This is a genomic window from Lysinibacillus sp. NPDC095746 (assembly GCF_044763535.1).
In the GTDB taxonomy this organism is placed as follows: Bacteria; Bacillota; Bacilli; order Bacillales_A; family Planococcaceae; genus Lysinibacillus.
Map to the genome: position 1 here is coordinate 99,825 of NZ_JBIWGL010000008.1, position 17,038 is coordinate 116,862.

Genomic DNA, 17,038 nt, shown 5'->3' on the forward strand with positions numbered 1-17,038 from the left:
AACCCAACGTTGAAATGTCGGTGTAAGTACTGGTACGCTTAAGATAATCGTGGTTAAGTAGATTTGCTATAGTAGGTAATACTATATAAGATTTCGTTTAAAATAAGAGCCTGGCTATCTATGAAGAAAGTAGAGATTGTAGATTTTTTTAAAGTTACTAGCTAGTCAACATACTTCACCATAAAACTTTATATAAAGGTAGGCGTGTATTTTGAAAGTAGAACTTGAAAATTTATTTTCTATAGATGAATCTAGTCAAGATCAAGTTATTAATGTTTATAATCGCTATGGTATTTTTATAGGTGCACCTAAAATAAGAAAAAGAAATTTAAAGGCATCTTTCAATCCTATTTTTACATTAAATGAAGACGTGACATATGAACATGTAGCAGCACTCTACAAATCATTGGAACACGAATTAGGAATTGTTTCAATCGGAGAACGTTTTTACTTTGACTTTTCGGATAGCGAATATGAGCAAGCACCATTATTCACACTAAACTCAACTGGTAACTCACCTGATATGTTTATAAATGATAGAGGAACTTTATTTTCTATAAACACCCATTGCCAGCATTGTGGACTAATGGAAAAAGAGCAGCTTTCTCCATTAGTGATAGATACAACAGAAATGAAAGACCGTCATCTAGTTCATGTGAGCGGATATTGGGTTGCTTCACAGGAATTAGCGACATTAATGAAGCAAGAGGATATGAAAGGCTATGAACTGTTAGAAGTTATTCACCAAGGACCGAAAGAAGGGAAGCAAAAAGCTTTTCAAATTATACCTACACAAGTATTACCAGAGAGTAGTGCTGAAAGAGTTAAGTTGTATTTTGCGACAGAGCAACCTCCATGTCGTTGTGGATTAAGTGGGGTAATCAATGGTCCGGATATTTATAATCGTAAAGATATCACCAATATAGAAAATGATGTTTTCTTATCAGCAGAATGGAGTCATGACGGTAGATATTTATATCGAAAGACTTTGTTCAGTAGAAAGTTTAGAGAATTAATTTATAAAAACAATATATCTCGTGAAGTAAGAGGAGAGAAGGATAAAAACTTTGGGCCGAAGGATTGGTTATTCGATCCAGTATTATTAAAATAATTTAAACTAAAGATGAGGAAGTGTATATTTTGTTTAGAAAAATAATACCTATCGTTGCAATCTTATTTATCGTTGCATTAGCTCTTTCAAATTATTTTAATAGGGCAGAAGAAAAAACATTTGTCCTACCCCAAGAAAGAGGGGGCACATTGGGTTAGATAAAGATAACCAATCGGACATTTACGGGGAGATAATCTTGTGATAAAAAGTCAAATTCACCTCTAGTTGACGTAAATATGATATGATGTGAAAAATATAACAGCATATTGTTCCTGAGGTGAAGTATTATATGAAAAAATGGGCTTATCCTTTAGCGGTATTAACGCTCATTATCTTTTTTGTGTTACGAGTTACTTTGCAAAGTGAATTCATCAATACTTTTGATACAAAAATGGCAGATTTATTTTTCAATAATCGTTTTATAGAATTTTTCCACTATATAGGAGAACCGACATTTGTAGTATCCGTAGCATTAGTCCTAATCGTATATTTAGCGTGGAAAGTAAAAAATAACCGAGGTATATTATTTGTTTTGTTAACGGTTGCAGGTGGGAATGTACTTAACCAATTATTGAAAAAATGGGTGCAGCGGCCAAGACCTGAGATTGAAGAACAATTAACATCCTTTAGTTTTCCTTCTGGACATGCGATGACCGGTATCTTGTATTTATTTACAATAGCTTATATTTTTTCGGAGAATAATAGCAAGGGACGTAAGACATTGCTTTGGCTTGGGGCAAGTGTTTTAACTGTATTTATTGGTTTGTCTCGAGTTGCTGGGGCCCGTCATTTTGCTTCAGATGTATTGGCCGGATGGAGTATGGGCTATACGTGGTTTATCATTTGTGTTATTTGGTATGAACGTCGGAAGAGACTTTTTAAAGCGAAAATTAAATCATGACTTCGAATGGGAGCCATCTAATTGAAGAAGGTTCCCTTTGTTATGTAGAAATAAGGGCTATATTTCAGAACATACCGCCCTTATTTCTGGCTCTTCCCCAAATGTTGTGGATGACATTTGGTGAAATGTATGCCAATTATATAAGTTGACCTTCGTTCCGACTGGGCGACTCCTTGGGGATTAGCAATAGAGGAACGAAGGCTAAAAGCATCACATCCTGTGATAACGCCTTCGTGACCAACATCGTGCTGCTGTCGCTACGTTACACTCACGCTTTCGCGCAAAAAACATCTGTTGGCCCGAGACCCTGCAGCGAAGCGGATGTTTTCTGTACGAAAGCGAAGCGTCAGCTATAAAGCGCCCAGTCGGAACGGAAATCAACAACACGGTATGGTTATGAGCTTTATTTCTTTAATCTCTCAATTACATTGAAACAATCTTTTCTGCTTCCAAAAGCTTTTTTACATCTTCTAAGCAATCATAAAATGTCTCAAACGGCTTATAAGGAAGTTGAAGGTCTTTACAGCGTTTAATAAGATGATCCCTGGCAAGTACTAAATCTGCCTGTTTTGCTGCCTCAAAATCAGAAAGTGAGTCTCCAATTACGATTTTAAAGTGATTACTCTGTGCAACTTTTCGCATAACGCTTGGCTTGCAGCAACCGCAACCCTGAACATCAAATTTTGCACATTCTTCATCACAGCTATTCGGAAAAACGAGCTTAATTTGCTGTCCGGAAAAATCAGCACCGTTACAATATATCCCGGAAAACGGACCGTATTTTTTTAATAATGGCTCAATGAAAAAATCGACACCACCGCTAACAATATAAAACGGAATATGGTTTTCTTGTGCATAGCGAACGAAATCGCCAAAGCCCTCACGTATAATGGCCGTATCCAATAAATATTGGATCACAGCATTCTTTTGTTTAGTTGATAATAGAGCGAACATTGCTGAAATGCCATCTTTAAAGGTTATAGTTTGTTCCATCATTGCTTTCGCAATTTTTTCAGATTCCTCTGGAACGAATTGAGTCATTAGAGAGACGATATTATCTGTTTCTGTTATAGTGCCATCAAAATCACAGAAAATAATTGGTTTCAAGCTACTTCCCCCTTAAGAAAAAACGTCTACTTTTGCAGTAGACGTTCACATTTTACTTGTACACCGTTTTCATCGGCTTTTGTTAAGATAATTTCATGCTCTGGAAATTGATTTTTCATGGCATTTACGAAATTTTGTGCAATAGCAGTAGGGATGATAGAAATGAGTGTTGGTCCTGCGCCACTTAAAGCTGTTCCAAATGCCCCATTAGACTTTGCTGCTTCATGAATCTCTTTATATTGTGGAATTAAATTGGCGCGGAAAGGCTCATGGAATAAATCAGCCTCCATATAACGACCTGCACGCTCGAAATCACGAACCATTAATGATGCTGCTAGCATATTTGCATTTGCAGAGGCCCTCACTGCATATGTTCGATCAAATTTTTCTGGTAAAACAGAACGGGATTCACTTGTTTTTAGTTCGAAATCGGGCACAAACACAACGAAGGAAGCATCTAGATTATTAACATGAAATGTATCAACAACGCCATTATCATCCATGGAGGAAATTGTTAATCCTCCTAATACCGAGGCTGTTGCATTGTCAGGATGTCCTTCGATTTGTGAGGACAAATTAAGTTTATCCTGTAAAGTTAAGCCTAAGTCACAGACTTGATTAGCTAGTTCAATTCCTGCAACGATGACCGCTGCACTGCTCCCCAAACCACGGGCTAATGGAAGTTCACTTGCCATTTCAACACGGCAGGCAGGTAGTTGTTTTCCGTATTGCTCCGCTATTTTTTTTGCAATGACGTATAGTAAATGCTCTTGCAGTTCAAACTCTTTAGGACCATTATTATCGAGGTGGATAATTTCCCAACTATCCTGTAAAGTCACGGTTAACTTTAAGTAAAGGGATAAGCCAAGCCCTATTGAATCAAATCCTGGACCTAGATTTGCTGTGCTCCCAGGAACCGTGATTTCCCACATGTTACTCATAGTACGCCCTCGATATATTTTCGAATTTCTTCTTCATCGTTTTTAAGTGAAACAACATCTACTGTCGAGACATTCATGGCCGTATCAGGATCTTTCAATCCATTCCCCGTAAAAATTGTCACAACTTTAGAGCCCTTCGCAATTTTGCCATTTTCCACTGATTTAATAACGCCAGCTAATGATGCCGCTGAGCCTGGTTCAACGAAGATTCCTTCAGTGCCAGCAATTAATTTGTAAGCAGCTAAAATTTCTTCGTCTGTAACTGAGTCAATAATACCACCAGACTCATCGCGTGCTGCTTCTGCAAATTTCCAACTTGCAGGATTACCGATACGAATAGCCGTTGCCACTGTCTCAGGATTAGCAATAGGTTCACCTTTTACAATTGCTGCTGCACCTTCAGCTTCAAAGCCGAACATTTTTGGTAAACCAGAACCCTTTGCTGCATCGTATTCTTTAAAGCCTTTCCAGTACGCAGTAATGTTACCTGCGTTACCAACAGGGATGCAAAGATAGTCTGGAGCTTTTCCTAAAGCATCTACAATTTCAAATGAGGCTGTTTTTTGCCCCTCGATGCGGAATGGATTTACCGAGTTTACAAGTGCCACTGGAGTTGTTTCACTTACTTGACGGACAATATTTAATGCATCATCAAAATTACCGTCGATTTCGATAATCTTTGCACCATACATTGTTGCTTGGGCAAGCTTACCTAGGGCTACTTTTCCTTTTGGGATAACGACTATGGACTGGATTCCAGCGCGAGTTGCATAAGCTGCTGCTGCGGCTGATGTGTTACCAGTTGAAGCACAAATAACGCATTTGCTACCTTCTTCAATCGCTTTTGCAACGGCAAACACCATACCACGGTCTTTAAAGGAACCAGTTGGATTTGCACCTTCAATTTTTCCATAAAGCTCAATGCCTAGTTTTTTAGATAGATTTACTAAATGTATAAGAGGCGTATTGCCTTCGTTTAAAGTTAGAGCAGGTGTATTTTCTGTTACGGGTAAAAATTGTTTATATTCCTCAATTAGGCCTTTCCACATAACGTTTACGATCTCCTTTTGTTCTTATAGGAAGAACAGTTGTTTTTGTATAAAAGACATTTTAACGCAAATTGCCCTATGTTTTCAATAGAATTTCATAAATTGTCTAAACAATTCGGTAATTTGAATTTTTGCTTGTCACTTTCTTGAAACAACTGTATAGTAAACTTACGATGTAAAGTCAAGTGTAAAGACAGGTGGTTAAAATGACAATAAATACAGTATCAACAGATAAATTTCAACAATCTATTTCGCGTAATAAGCTTTTGGGGGTAGCAGGAGTAGGCTGGCTTTTCGATGCAATGGACGTAGGAATATTATCGTTCGTTATTGCAGCATTAGCAGCTGATTGGGGATTAACGCCAAGTCAGTCGGGTTGGATTGGTAGCATAAACTCAATCGGTATGGCTGTAGGTGCTCTTGTTTTTGGCGTACTTGCCGATAAAGTGGGACGTAAACAAATTTTTATGTGGACGCTTGTATTATTTTCGATTGCGAGTGGCTTGTCTGCATTTACCACTACATTAGCTGCTTTTATGACACTACGCTTTTTAGTAGGTATGGGGCTAGGGGGAGAATTGCCAGTGGCGTCGACGTTAGTTTCTGAGAGTGTAGAAGCTAAAGAGCGTGGGCGCGTAGTTGTTTTGCTAGAAAGTTTTTGGGCGGCGGGGTGGTTAATTGCTGCATTGATATCGTATTTTGTTATTCCTTCATGGGGATGGCGTAGTGCTTTATTGTTAACAGCAATTCCGGCAATATATGCAATTTATCTTCGTTGGAACTTGCCAGATTCACCACAATTTACTGTAAAGGCTGCCTCTAAGAAACGTAGTGTTATGCAAAATATTCAAGAAGTATGGTCGAAAAAATATGTACGCTCGACAGTTATGTTATGGGTGCTATGGTTTACGGTTGTTTTCTCGTATTACGGTATGTTTTTATGGCTACCGAGTGTTATGGTTGGTAAAGGCTTTGATATGATTACGAGCTTTAAATATGTTCTCATTATGACGCTTGCGCAGCTACCAGGTTATTTTACAGCTGCTTGGTTTATAGAAAAATTCGGAAGGAAGTTTGTACTTGTTTCTTATTTAATTGGTACAGCAGTAAGTGCGTTTATTTTTGGTAATGCGGAAACACTAATAGTGCTATTAACATCTGGGATGTTTTTATCGTTCTTCAACTTAGGAGCATGGGGTGCGCTTTATGCTTATACACCAGAGCAGTATCCTGCAATTATTCGTGGAACGGGTGCAGGAATGGCGGCAGCTGTTGGGCGCATCGGTGGTATTTTTGGACCCTTGTTAGTAGGCTCTTTATTAACAGCAGGTTATGATATTGGTTTTATTTTTGCTATTTTCTGTGGAGCGATTATTATCGGTGTTGTTGGGGTAATATTCTTAGGTCGAGAAACGAAACAAATTGAATTAGAATAACAAAAATAATCATGTCTTGGATGAACTATAATCCAAGGCATTTTTATCAATTGATTTACATAAAAATTAGAGGTTATTAATTTTTATTCAAATATTTTTAAAAATCTGTTAAAATCACAAAATAAGGTTCGTCACTGAAAATGGGGATGACATTTGGTTAAAAACGTATAGTACGTGGATCAATTGATTGCAGGCTAGGGGTTTATTGGTAATAACCGTGGCTACAGAAGTAACCTTGGAGCGAGCTTCGTTAGGAAAGTTTATAGTCGCAACGAAAATCAACTCTTGTCCTATAAGGTTGATTCAGCGATAAACTATTGATAATAGAACAATTTTTTGTCTCTTTTATATTAGCGAGTTAAAGCATTGAAGTTTTTTCAGAAAAGTCATTGTATTCAGTTTGTAATCGTGATACTGTATTTTTAACTTCTTTCAGCAATTATTTTCCGTACCGAAAGCGTAGCGACACATCCATGTATTTAAACGCCCGATGAAAGAAGTTAAAGCCTTCAGCCGATTACGGATGCATTGTTTATCTGTGCGAAAGCAAAGCTACAGCAACAAATGTTTTCTGTGCGAAAGCAAAGCGACAGCAACAAATGTTTTCTGTGCGAAAGCAAAGCGACAGCAACAAATGTTTTCTGTGCGAAAGCAAAGCTACAGCAACAAATGTTTTCTGTGCGAAAGCGAAGCGACAGTAACAATTATGTCGAGGCATAATTGATCCGAATTTAGAGTCAGTAGGAAACAATCTCCGTTCGTGATAATTTCATTGAAAGAAAGGTTGTTAGAAATGAGCATTAAAGAAGAAATAGAAAAAAGGTTTGTTAGGCTGTCAAAAGGCCAGCGTAAAGTTGCACAATTTGTTATGAGTAACCCTACAGTTGTAATTGGTAATGGAGCAGCAGAAGTTGGTAGACAGGCAAATGTTAGTGAATCAACAGTTATTCGTTTTTGTTATGCGATGGATTTGATGGGCTATGTAGAGCTTCAAGACAAGGTTAGAAGTTATTTAATGACTCAAAATGGTGGTGAGAGTCTTCAATCTACATATTTTTCAAGTAAGCGAGATATTCCAAGTTTCGGTAAGGTGATGCAACGCGATATTCAAAATATTCAAGAGACGATTCATTTGATTAACGATAATATGCTTCAAAAAAGCTCAAAGTGGATGCATGAAGCAGAGAACGTTTATATTTTAGGTACTCGTCAAGCTGCGTCCATTGCAAATTGGTTATCGTATACAATGAAAACTTTACGTCCAAATGTAAAACAGCTTCGCTCAGAATCCGACGATATCGTACAACAAATTAACAGTATGGGAGAGCAGACAACATTAATAGTTTTTGCAGGGGACAAGTATTCAAACGACATTCAAACGATTGTAGAAATTGCCAAGAAGAAAAAAGCTAAAATTATTGCTATTACTGGTTCGGCGTTGTCTTCTATTCGGGAATATGCAAGTGCATTATTTACTCTAAGTCTGAAAAAGCAATCTTCATTGGATGTTATTCCAGTAGTATTTTCGTTTTTACATGCGCTAATTGAGGAAATGGTTAGTCAGGATAAAGCACAATATGAGAAATACCAGCAATCATATGAGCAATTAGAAAATAATTTGTTATTTTTAGATGAAGCAAGAGAGAAGCAAGTTTTCTAAACGTTTTACAACACGTAGAAAACGTAAAATCTGGCTACACATAAAAAAGATGTCCAAATATTTTAGACATCCTTGAAAAAGAAGCTTATAAAATTTTACTTAAGCTATATTCGTTAATAAAGGTACCATTTAATTTAATAGCGTTTTGTCGGATACCTTCTTGCTGAAAATCTAATTTTTTAAACAGTTGTAAAGCACATTCATTATGTTCCATAACAGATGCTTCTAAGCGCGAAATATCCCGCTGTTTAGACCATTGTTCAACTGCTTTCATCAGCTCGGAACCAATACCTTGTCGTTGATGCTCTTTCTTAACAGCTAGGCGCACTGATGCAACATGCTTAGTTTTAGAATGTTTATAGCCATGGATAACGGCATAACCAGCAAAATTACCATTTAATATACAAAGTAAAATTGTACGGTTTTTTAATTGTTTCCAATTGCTTAAATCTTTACGAAGCTGTTGAACTGTGAGGTCCAATTCATTTTCCATGTTATACATGAAGTCAGTTTGTTGGAAAATTTCTTCTTGCAAATGAATAAAAGATCTGGCATCTGATGCTTCAATTGCTCGAATTATGTATGCAGATGGGTTTTCGTCATCTTTAGAAATATTACTCGTAGTCTTCATTTGTGTACGCGAGAAAGATACACTGGTACCGAGTTTAACATCAATGACATAGTAGCCTGCATTTGTCCATGACAAATAGTGAGAGAGAGGGGGCTTTGTTTTCTTCCACCAGCTCCTATTCAAGTAAGCTGCATTTGGCAAGGCTTGTCCCATAATGTTTTCGAGTTCGCTAAATGATAAAGTAATTTCTTGTTGTAAAGCTACTTCAAAATAATTTGCTAAAGGAATATACTTTTTTTCCATCTTCTTTGTCATCGTGATCCCCATTTCCTGTATATCCTAATATATATATAGACTACCTGATAATAGCATAAAATTATGGTTTCTTAAATATGAAAACACAACTATATATCTATTTATAGTAAATCTTTTTTATAAATTACGTATTATTATCATTAAATGTTATAAATAGGATGTTTTTAACAGATAAATATATTAAATTCATTAATAACTCATAATTGGATCATCACCAAAACATGTGGTTGATCTCCGTTCCGACTGGGCGCTTTGTTGCTGTCGCTACGCTTTCGCACAGAGCAAAGCTTCCTGGGGGCGTCCGATGAGCCGCTTCACTCGCGTTGCTCGCTCCAGGGCCTCGGGCCAACAGATGTTTTTTGCGCGAAAGCGTGAGTGCAACGTAGCGACAGCAGCACGATGTTGGTCACGAAGGCGTTATCACAGGATGTGATGCTTTTAGCCTTCGTTCCTCTATTGCTGATCCCCTAGGAGTCGCCCAGTCGGAACGAAGGTCAACTATTTACATAGTAGACGTTTTAACAAAAGTCATCCACAACTTTTGGTGATGAACCTCATAATTGGTTTAATGGGTGATTTTTGTGATTGCCACCGTGAAGTGAGGTTGATTTCCGTTCATACTTTGCGCTTTCCTCTGGGCGTCCATTCTTCACCTAAATCTACTAATTCACATGACATAGATTTCAACACAAGTAATCTCCTAGAGTTTCCGACTTTTGTAGCTTCTTTTATTTTATAATAGTAAATTTTAACTTCTTTCAGCGGTTGTCCAAAACATCCGCTACTGCTGCTACACTTTCGCACAATAAACATTTGTTGACCTAAAGCCTCTGACGATTGTCTCCTTGCCGATTCCGAACGCAATTATGTCGAGGCTTAATATTGGTAGTAGATCCTTTATAGATAAACTTTCACTTTATATCATGTTTCCTCATAAGGTATGGTAAAATAAAATATAAATGTTATTGCCATTTAGGAGGAATAATTTCAATGAGTAAAGTTTTAGTTTTTGGCCATAAAAATCCAGATACAGACACAATTACATCTGCAATTGTATATGCATATTTAAAACAGCAAATTGGCGTTGATGCTGAAGCGGTACGCCTTGGAGAAGTAAATAACGAAACTCAATTTGCTTTAGATAAATTCGGCTTTGAGGCACCTCGTTTAATTTCATCAGTAGTTGGAGAAGCAGAAAAAGTAATCCTTGTAGACCACAATGAATTCCAGCAATCTGCTGACGGCATTGAAGAGGTACAAATTACTGAGGTTATTGATCATCACCGTATTGCTAACTTCCAAACGGCTGATCCACTATACTACCGTGCAGAACCTGTGGGCTGTACTGCAACGATTTTAAATAAAATCTTCAAAGAGCATGGCGTAGCAATTCCTGCAAACATTGCTGGATTAATGCTTTCTGCTATCGTTTCTGATACATTATTATTCAAATCACCAACTTGCACTGAGCAAGATGTAAAAGCTGGTGAGGAGCTAGCGAAAATTGCAGGTGTTGATGCCGCTGAATACGGTTTAGCAATGCTTAAAGCAGGCGCTGACCTTTCAGATAAATCATTAGAAGATCTTTTATCATTAGATGCAAAAGAATTCCAATTCGGTGAATATAAATCTGTAGTAGCTCAAGTAAACGCTGTCGATATTAACGATGTACTTGGTCGCCAAGAGGAATTAGAAATTTTATTAAATAAAAATGTTGCGGAAAATGGTTTAGATTTATTTTTCTTTGTTGTAACAGATATTTTAAACAATGATTCAACAGCAGTTGCAGTTGGACAAGTAGCAGAGGCTGCAGCAAAAGGATTTGGCGCGGAGCTTGTGAATAATCGCGTTCTTTTACCAGGTGTTGTATCTCGTAAAAAACAAATCGTTCCAGTTTTAACGGATGCATTGAAATAATGAGGAAAGGTTGCCTTTAAAAAGGCAACCTCTTTTTTTAATCTAGTTTTAATGAGTGTACAGCAGGACCTTCAAGAACTTCTCCTTTGGCATTATAACGAGAGCCGTGACACGGGCAATCCCATGTTTCGTCGGCTTCATTCCATTTTGTTTTACAGCCTAAATGCGTGCAAGTTGGTGAATTTGCGTGTTTTACATAACCCGCTACGAACTCCTTTGCTACAAAGCCTCCTACCTTTAGCATTTGCATAAACTGAGCTCCAAATTTCGTGCGTGCTGGAGAATAAAGAGGTATGGCACCATCTTCATTCCTTGCTCCTGTTATTAGGGATGATAAAATATCCCCCGCTACAAAAGAATTGGAAATTCCCCATTTTCGATAGCCGGTTGCAATGAAAACATTAGGCAATGATGGTGTAATTCTGCCAACATAAGGGACCATATCAGGTGTTTCAATGTCCTGTGCGGACCAGCGATAGATTGCCTCTTGATCGAAATGTGCCTTCATTTCATTTTGAATGGCCTCATAATAGGGTTCCGTATTAGTCGTTTCACCTGCAATATGATTAGCGCCGCCTAACACTAGATAGTGCTCGTCGTTAATAGTAGCTGTCCGAATAGAGCGAGTTGGATTATCTACGCATAAATATTGACCTTGTAGTGTATCGGTAATTTTACTAGCAACCATATAGGAACGACTATTAGAAAGTTTAAAAAGGTGAAGTCCTCTAAAGGCTTCGATTGGATAGTGTGTGCACAAAATAAGCTTGTTGTATTGAACCGACATATTGTTTGCGGTATGTAAGCTATTCTGAGGTATATTTAATTGCTGAACACGGGTATTTGTGTAGATTTTTGCGCCCATTGATAATGCTTCTTTTACAAGGAAATTACAAGCTTCTACAGGGTGTATTTGAGCCTGCTGGGACATACTAAGTGCTTTTGTAACTGGGAAGGGAAGCTCTGTATCAGAAGTGATTTTTGCCTTAATATTTAATACTTTATAGGCATTCCATTCTTTTAATAATTGGGCATAGCCTTCTTTTGTTTGGCAATAAAGCAAGGAATCTACTTGTTGAATACTTTCTTTAGGGAGTAATTGTAATGCATTCTCTACAGCTATTTGGTTGAGCTGATAATAGAGTCGTGCCTCATCTACAGAAAGTTTTTCAATAAGGTTGGCATAAACTAAGCTATGCTGTGCAGTTAATTTTCCTGTTGAATTACCAGTTGTACCATGGCCGATATGGGAATTTGCTTCAAGTAAGACCACATCTACCCCTGATTTTGCTAAGACATATGCTGTATATAGTCCAGTCAATCCTCCACCGATTATACATACATCACAAGTTGTTGATGCAGGGAGTGATGGTAGCGAAATGGGATTAATTGTTCCGAGCCAAAGAGATTGTGTCATACATAACCCTCACATTGTTTTTACGTACAGTATGTAGATTGATTTGAAAATTTATGCAATGAAGCTTAAAAATTGCCTTGCTATATTTACTATCGCTACAATGTAGCAAAGGGAGCGTGACTACTTATGAAAATTGAAATTTGGTCAGATTATGTATGTCCATTTTGTTATATCGGTAAAAAGCAACTAGAGCAGGCGATTCAGGATACGGGTTATGCAGGGCAGGTAGAGCTCGTTTATAAAAGCTATCAACTTGACCCAACAACACCCGTGGATACGAATGTGTCTACGTATGAGGCATTGGCGAAAAAGTATGGAATGTCGCTAGAAAAAGCGAAGGAAATGACGCAAGGTGTTGCTGCTCGTGCTAAAGAAGTTGGTCTAGATTTTAACTTTGATAATTCAATGGAGGAAAATACATTAAAAGCGCATCGTCTAGTAAAATGGGCACAACAACAAGGCGATATTACAGCACTTGTCGAAGCACTATTATCCAGTTATTTTATTGAAGCAAAGCGCATTGGTCAAGATGATGTATTAATCGATATTGCTGAGCAAGTAGGTCTGAACCGTGAAGAAGTTGCAAAGGTTCTATCTAACGATGATTTTAAAATAGACGTAGAGACTGATATACAAGAAGGGCTACAACTTGGCGTAAGGGGGGTACCGTTCTTTGTGTTAAATCGTAAGTATGGTATTTCTGGGGCACAACCTCAAGAAGTATTTGAAGAAACTTTACGTAAAGTGGCTGAGGAAGAGGGCTTACTACCGGGATTAAAGATGGCAGGCTCAGAAGATGGAGGAGTTTGTACTGATGATAGTTGTAAATTTTAATTCTGAAGGTAAGTTTTAATAGAATCTGGTCACTTTGAGAATGAAGGCGATCTGACTATAACAACATTTAGGTTAGGACCTCGAAAATGTTGGGTTACCTTAAAAGAATATTCTCGAAACACGGTACGCATTTCATGTGGCAAAGATGATTGGAATGGAGATTGGGCGACTCCTTGGGGTGATAAGAGCCTAAAGCGGCTCATCGGACGCCCCCAGGAAGCTTTGCTCTGTGCGAAAGCGAAGCGACAGCAACAAATGTTTTTATCTGTGCGAAAGCGAAGCGACAGCAACAAAGCGTTCAGTTGGAATGGAAAACAACCTTACGTTATGGTGTAAATATTAAATCAACTATATTTCGGTCAAAAGTCTGAGTCTACTAACGTTGACTTTTTTCGTAAATTTTTTTAATATACTTATATATCTTGAATTCGAGATATTAAACTTTGGTTTTAAGGGAGAATTTATATAATGAATGTATTAGTAGTAAAAGCTAACAACCGACCAGATGGTATTTCAACAAAAATGTATGACACATTTATGGAAAATGTACAAGGTGTAGATGTAACGACTTTTGACGTATTTGCAGAAGATATGCCTTATTTCGGTCAAGATCTTTTCAATGCTTTTGGTAAAGTTCAAAGCGGCGAAGCGTTAACTGACATTGAATCACGTCTTTTAGCAGCAAAACAAAAAGCTATGGATGCTTTAACTGCAGCTGATGTTGTTGTATTTGCTTTCCCACTTTGGAACTTAACAATCCCAGCGAAATTACAAACTTTCATTGACTATGTATTCCAAGCTGGTTATACATTTAAATATAATGAAAACGGTCAATTAGAAGGCTTAATGACTGACAAAAAAGTAGTTATTTTAAATGCCCGTGGTGGTTACTATTCTGCACCTGAAGCACAACCAATGGAAATGTCAGTTAACTACATTAAAAATGTTGTTGGCATGTTCGGTATGGAAATTATCGAAGAGGTTATCATTGAAGGTCATAACGCGTCACAAGATAAAGCACAAGAAATTATTGCAAATGGCCTAGAAGCGGTTAAAAAAGTAGCTCAATCTTTACAAACTGTAAATGCATAATAAAGTACTTTTTAATAAAAGTTCTCTCTAATTTGAGAGAACTTTTTTTATGGCTTTCTTAGAGGTATGGTAATGATGAAGAGGTCTAAAATATTGATATTATGGGCTTATTATTAATTTACATTTAATAACATCATATTGTGTGAATAACTATGAAATGATATTAATCTATCGTTTTTGAGTAAAGTGTTTTGCTATTTGGTTAAAAATACATACAATTAGGACTATTCGTTCAGTTAATAAAGCGATTAGTATAATATAATAGGAATCGTAGGAAAATATTAGACTTTTAAGGAGGGTGTTTCATGAACAAGAAATTAATGACTAAATTCTTGGCTATGTTACTTGTTCTATTCACGGTCTTACCATTTGGACTATCCGCCAATGCTGCATCAAACGATGTAACACGCGGGGACTATGTGAAAGAATTAGTAGAAAGCTTGAATGTAGAGCTAGGTGATGGTTCCAAAATTGCCTTTACTGACGTCTCAAAGGATTTAGCCCCGTATGTAGAAAAAGCAGTAGAATTGAAGCTTATTAAAGGTAAAACTGCGACATTGTTTGGCCCAAATGATAAATTGACACGTCAACAAGCATTTGTTATTTCTGCTCGTGGATTAGTCAATGAAAACGCTCCGCTTTCTGTATTAGATCAGTTTAAAGATGCAGCTCAAATTGCAACAACACATAAGCAAGATATAGCAAATGCTGTTGCTGCAAACATATTACAAGGCTTTGAAGATAACACAATTCGTCCTGATGATTATGTAACAACTGAGCAAATGCAAAGTATTATTGAACGCTTTGTAGCCGAATACAAATTACCTACAACTACAACTAAAGTAGATCTTCAAATTTTAGGAACAACAGATATTCATACAAACCTTGCAAATTATAATTATTTCTTAGATACTGAATCAGCTGATTTAGGCTTAGCAAACACAGCAACATTAATTGAACAAGCCCGTGCTGAGAATCCAAACACATTATTATTTGATAATGGCGATTTAATTCAAGGAACGCCACTTGGATCTTATAAAGCGTTGGAGAGCGTTTTAAAGCCAGGTGAAGTTCATCCAGCGATTGCAGCACTAAATGCACTGAAATATGATGGTGGAACTTTAGGGAACCATGAGTTCAACTATGGTTTAGAGTTTTTAGATGAAGTATTAAATGATGCAAAATATCCAGTCGTAAATGCAAACACCTACGACGCTAAAACAAAAGAGCGTATGTATACACCTTATGTAATTCTTGATAAAGAGGTTGTCGACAATAAAGGTAAAAAGCACACACTTAAAGTTGGCGTTACAGGTATCGTACCTACGAAAATTGTTGAATGGGATGCTATTCATTTAGCAGGCAAAGTAGAAATGCAAGAACCAGTTGAGGCGGTGAAAGAGGTTGTACCAGAAATGCAAAAAGCAGGTGCAGACGTAATTGTGGTACTTTCACACTCAGGTATTGGTGAGGATACTTACGTAAAAGGTAACGAGAACGTAGGATATCAAATTTCTGAGATTGAAGGGGTAGACGCTTTAATTACAGGTCACTCTCATTTAACATTCCCTGGTGACTATAAAAATCTTAAAAATGTTGATCAAGAAAAAGGGACAATAAACGGAGTACCTACTGTAATGGCAGGAAGCTATGGCAGCTATCTTGGAGTCATTGATTTAAAGCTAGAACAACAAGGCTCTAAATGGGTTGTAGTGAATGGGCAAGGCTCTATCCGTTCTATTAAACAAGAAGGCTTACAACCATCTAAAACTGTTTTAAATGTAATTAAAGAAGCGCATGAAGGTACGCTAAAGTATATACGTCAGCCTGTTGGTGAGACAACTGCACCAATCCAAAGCTACTTCTCGATGGTTCAAGATGATCCTTCTATTCAAATTGTGACACAAGCTCAAAAATGGTTTATTGAAAAAGAGTTAAAAGGTACTGCTGATGAAAACACACCAATACTTTCAGCCGGTGCTCCTTTCAAGGCAGGCTCCCGCAATAACCCTACAGATTACACAAACATTCCTGTAGGTCCGCTTGCGATTAAAAATATGGCAGACATCTATTATTACGATAATACTGTTGCAACGATTAAAGTAACAGGTGCACAAGCAGTTGAATGGTTAGAAATGGCTGCTGGTATTTTTGCAACAATTGATCCAAATAAAACGGAAGAACAAAATATTATTGACCCAGAAGCACGTTCTTATAATTTTGACGTATTAGATGGTTTAACATATCAAATCGATGTAACATCTCCGGCGAAATATGATAGTCGAGGTATTCTGAAAGATAAAAAAGCAAATCGTATTAAAAACGTACAATACAACGGTAAACCAATCGATTTAAATCAGGAATTTATCATCATTACGAATAATTACCGTGTGGGTGGTTCTTATGGTACCACATTTAAAAATATAGATGGCTCTAACATAACAAACTATGCTTATGAAAATCGCCAAGCTGTCATTGATTACGTTATGGAAAATAAAACAATTAATCCTGCTGCGGATAACAACTGGTCATTTGTACCGTTCCCAGCCAATACAAAAATAATTTACAACTCTGCTAAGGATGCACAAAAAGCCATTCCTGCAGGTAGTAATATCGAATATTTAGGAGATACTGAAGGCGGCTTTGCTAAATATTTAATTAAGTAATAATGATATGTTAAAAGGAGA

At 37.2% G+C, this 17,038-nt stretch carries 13 protein-coding genes; 8 read left to right on the forward strand and 5 right to left on the reverse strand.

Annotation, left to right across the window (positions count from 1 at the left end; all coding sequences use genetic code 11):
* Positions 1 to 211 precede the first annotated feature (211 nt).
* Both ACIQ7N_RS08235 and ACIQ7N_RS08240 read left to right on the forward strand, forming a co-directional pair.
* Positions 212 to 1,111, forward strand: a complete 900-nt coding sequence (locus tag ACIQ7N_RS08235; RefSeq protein WP_402931344.1) for a hypothetical protein — start codon at positions 212 to 214, stop codon at positions 1,109 to 1,111.
* A 289-nt stretch (positions 1,112 to 1,400) separates the two neighbouring features.
* Positions 1,401 to 2,012, forward strand: a complete 612-nt coding sequence (locus ACIQ7N_RS08240; RefSeq protein WP_402931345.1) for a phosphatase PAP2 family protein — start codon at positions 1,401 to 1,403, stop codon at positions 2,010 to 2,012.
* A 423-nt stretch (positions 2,013 to 2,435) separates the two neighbouring features.
* Here ACIQ7N_RS08240 and ACIQ7N_RS08245 read toward each other — a convergent pair whose 3' ends face one another.
* Genes ACIQ7N_RS08245 through thrC form a run of 3 tightly spaced genes read right to left on the reverse strand, consistent with a single transcriptional unit; the run spans position 2,436 to position 5,109 of the window.
* Positions 2,436 to 3,119 (reverse strand): 2-hydroxy-3-keto-5-methylthiopentenyl-1-phosphate phosphatase, encoded by a 684-nt coding sequence (locus tag ACIQ7N_RS08245; protein WP_402931346.1) that lies wholly within the window; start codon positions 3,117 to 3,119, stop codon positions 2,436 to 2,438.
* Between the two features lie 26 nt (positions 3,120 to 3,145).
* Positions 3,146 to 4,060: a homoserine kinase gene (thrB, locus tag ACIQ7N_RS08250; RefSeq protein WP_402931347.1), complete on the reverse strand. Its 915-nt coding sequence runs from the start codon at positions 4,058 to 4,060 to the stop codon at positions 3,146 to 3,148.
* Positions 4,057 to 5,109: a threonine synthase gene (gene thrC, locus ACIQ7N_RS08255; RefSeq protein ID WP_142508535.1), complete on the reverse strand. Its 1,053-nt coding sequence runs from the start codon at positions 5,107 to 5,109 to the stop codon at positions 4,057 to 4,059. The genes thrB and thrC overlap by 4 nt, the downstream gene beginning before the upstream one ends.
* A gap of 206 nt (positions 5,110 to 5,315) precedes the next feature.
* Here thrC and ACIQ7N_RS08260 point away from each other — a divergent pair, with 206 nt between their 5' ends.
* Together ACIQ7N_RS08260 and ACIQ7N_RS08265 are read left to right on the forward strand one after the other, a co-directional pair.
* Entirely contained in the window at positions 5,316 to 6,545 is a 1,230-nt protein-coding gene (locus ACIQ7N_RS08260; RefSeq protein WP_402931348.1) for an MFS transporter, read from the forward strand.
* Positions 6,546 to 7,338: 793 nt separating this feature from the next.
* On the forward strand, positions 7,339 to 8,205 hold the full coding sequence (locus tag ACIQ7N_RS08265) for a MurR/RpiR family transcriptional regulator (RefSeq protein WP_402931349.1): 867 nt from the start codon (positions 7,339 to 7,341) through the stop codon (positions 8,203 to 8,205).
* Positions 8,206 to 8,290: 85 nt separating this feature from the next.
* Here the strand turns inward: ACIQ7N_RS08265 and ACIQ7N_RS08270 are convergent, their stop codons facing one another.
* The gene (locus tag ACIQ7N_RS08270; protein ID WP_402931350.1) at positions 8,291 to 9,091 is read right to left on the reverse strand and encodes a GNAT family N-acetyltransferase; all 801 of its coding nucleotides are present in this window, start codon (positions 9,089 to 9,091) and stop codon (positions 8,291 to 8,293) included.
* Positions 9,092 to 10,081: 990 nt separating this feature from the next.
* Here ACIQ7N_RS08270 and ACIQ7N_RS08275 point away from each other — a divergent pair.
* Positions 10,082 to 11,008: a manganese-dependent inorganic pyrophosphatase gene (locus ACIQ7N_RS08275; RefSeq protein WP_132361553.1), complete on the forward strand. Its 927-nt coding sequence runs from the start codon at positions 10,082 to 10,084 to the stop codon at positions 11,006 to 11,008.
* A 37-nt stretch (positions 11,009 to 11,045) separates the two neighbouring features.
* Here ACIQ7N_RS08275 and ACIQ7N_RS08280 read toward each other — a convergent pair whose 3' ends face one another.
* Positions 11,046 to 12,425 carry an FAD-dependent oxidoreductase gene (locus ACIQ7N_RS08280; RefSeq protein ID WP_402931351.1) on the reverse strand — a complete coding sequence of 460 codons (1,380 nt, stop codon included), beginning with the start codon at positions 12,423 to 12,425 and terminating at the stop codon, positions 11,046 to 11,048.
* Between the two features lie 126 nt (positions 12,426 to 12,551).
* Between ACIQ7N_RS08280 and ACIQ7N_RS08285 the strand changes: the two genes are divergently transcribed.
* The 3 genes from ACIQ7N_RS08285 (at position 12,552) to ACIQ7N_RS08295 (ending at position 17,017) form a co-directional block, all read left to right on the forward strand.
* The gene (locus tag ACIQ7N_RS08285; RefSeq protein WP_132361558.1) at positions 12,552 to 13,259 is read left to right on the forward strand and encodes a DsbA family oxidoreductase; all 708 of its coding nucleotides are present in this window, start codon (positions 12,552 to 12,554) and stop codon (positions 13,257 to 13,259) included.
* 468 nt (positions 13,260 to 13,727) lie between these two features.
* Positions 13,728 to 14,351, forward strand: a complete 624-nt coding sequence (locus tag ACIQ7N_RS08290; RefSeq protein ID WP_132361560.1) for an FMN-dependent NADH-azoreductase — start codon at positions 13,728 to 13,730, stop codon at positions 14,349 to 14,351.
* A gap of 305 nt (positions 14,352 to 14,656) precedes the next feature.
* Positions 14,657 to 17,017, forward strand: a complete 2,361-nt coding sequence (locus ACIQ7N_RS08295) for a bifunctional 2',3'-cyclic-nucleotide 2'-phosphodiesterase/3'-nucleotidase (RefSeq protein ID WP_402931352.1) — start codon at positions 14,657 to 14,659, stop codon at positions 17,015 to 17,017.
* The last annotated feature ends 21 nt before the right edge of the window (positions 17,018 to 17,038 follow it).

Coding starts and splice junctions, on each gene's coding strand:
- ACIQ7N_RS08240 (WP_402931345.1), top strand. CDS start 1,401: ATGAAAAAATGGGCTTATCCTTTAGCGGTATTAACGCTCATTATCTTT.
- thrB (WP_402931347.1), bottom strand. CDS start 4,060: ATGAGTAACATGTGGGAAATCACGGTTCCTGGGAGCACAGCAAATCTA.
- thrC (WP_142508535.1), bottom strand. CDS start 5,109: ATGTGGAAAGGCCTAATTGAGGAATATAAACAATTTTTACCCGTAACA.
- ACIQ7N_RS08260 (WP_402931348.1), top strand. CDS start 5,316: ATGACAATAAATACAGTATCAACAGATAAATTTCAACAATCTATTTCG.
- ACIQ7N_RS08265 (WP_402931349.1), top strand. CDS start 7,339: ATGAGCATTAAAGAAGAAATAGAAAAAAGGTTTGTTAGGCTGTCAAAA.
- ACIQ7N_RS08270 (WP_402931350.1), bottom strand. CDS start 9,091: ATGACAAAGAAGATGGAAAAAAAGTATATTCCTTTAGCAAATTATTTT.
- ACIQ7N_RS08275 (WP_132361553.1), top strand. CDS start 10,082: ATGAGTAAAGTTTTAGTTTTTGGCCATAAAAATCCAGATACAGACACA.
- ACIQ7N_RS08280 (WP_402931351.1), bottom strand. CDS start 12,425: ATGACACAATCTCTTTGGCTCGGAACAATTAATCCCATTTCGCTACCA.
- ACIQ7N_RS08285 (WP_132361558.1), top strand. CDS start 12,552: ATGAAAATTGAAATTTGGTCAGATTATGTATGTCCATTTTGTTATATC.
- ACIQ7N_RS08290 (WP_132361560.1), top strand. CDS start 13,728: ATGAATGTATTAGTAGTAAAAGCTAACAACCGACCAGATGGTATTTCA.
- ACIQ7N_RS08295 (WP_402931352.1), top strand. CDS start 14,657: ATGAACAAGAAATTAATGACTAAATTCTTGGCTATGTTACTTGTTCTA.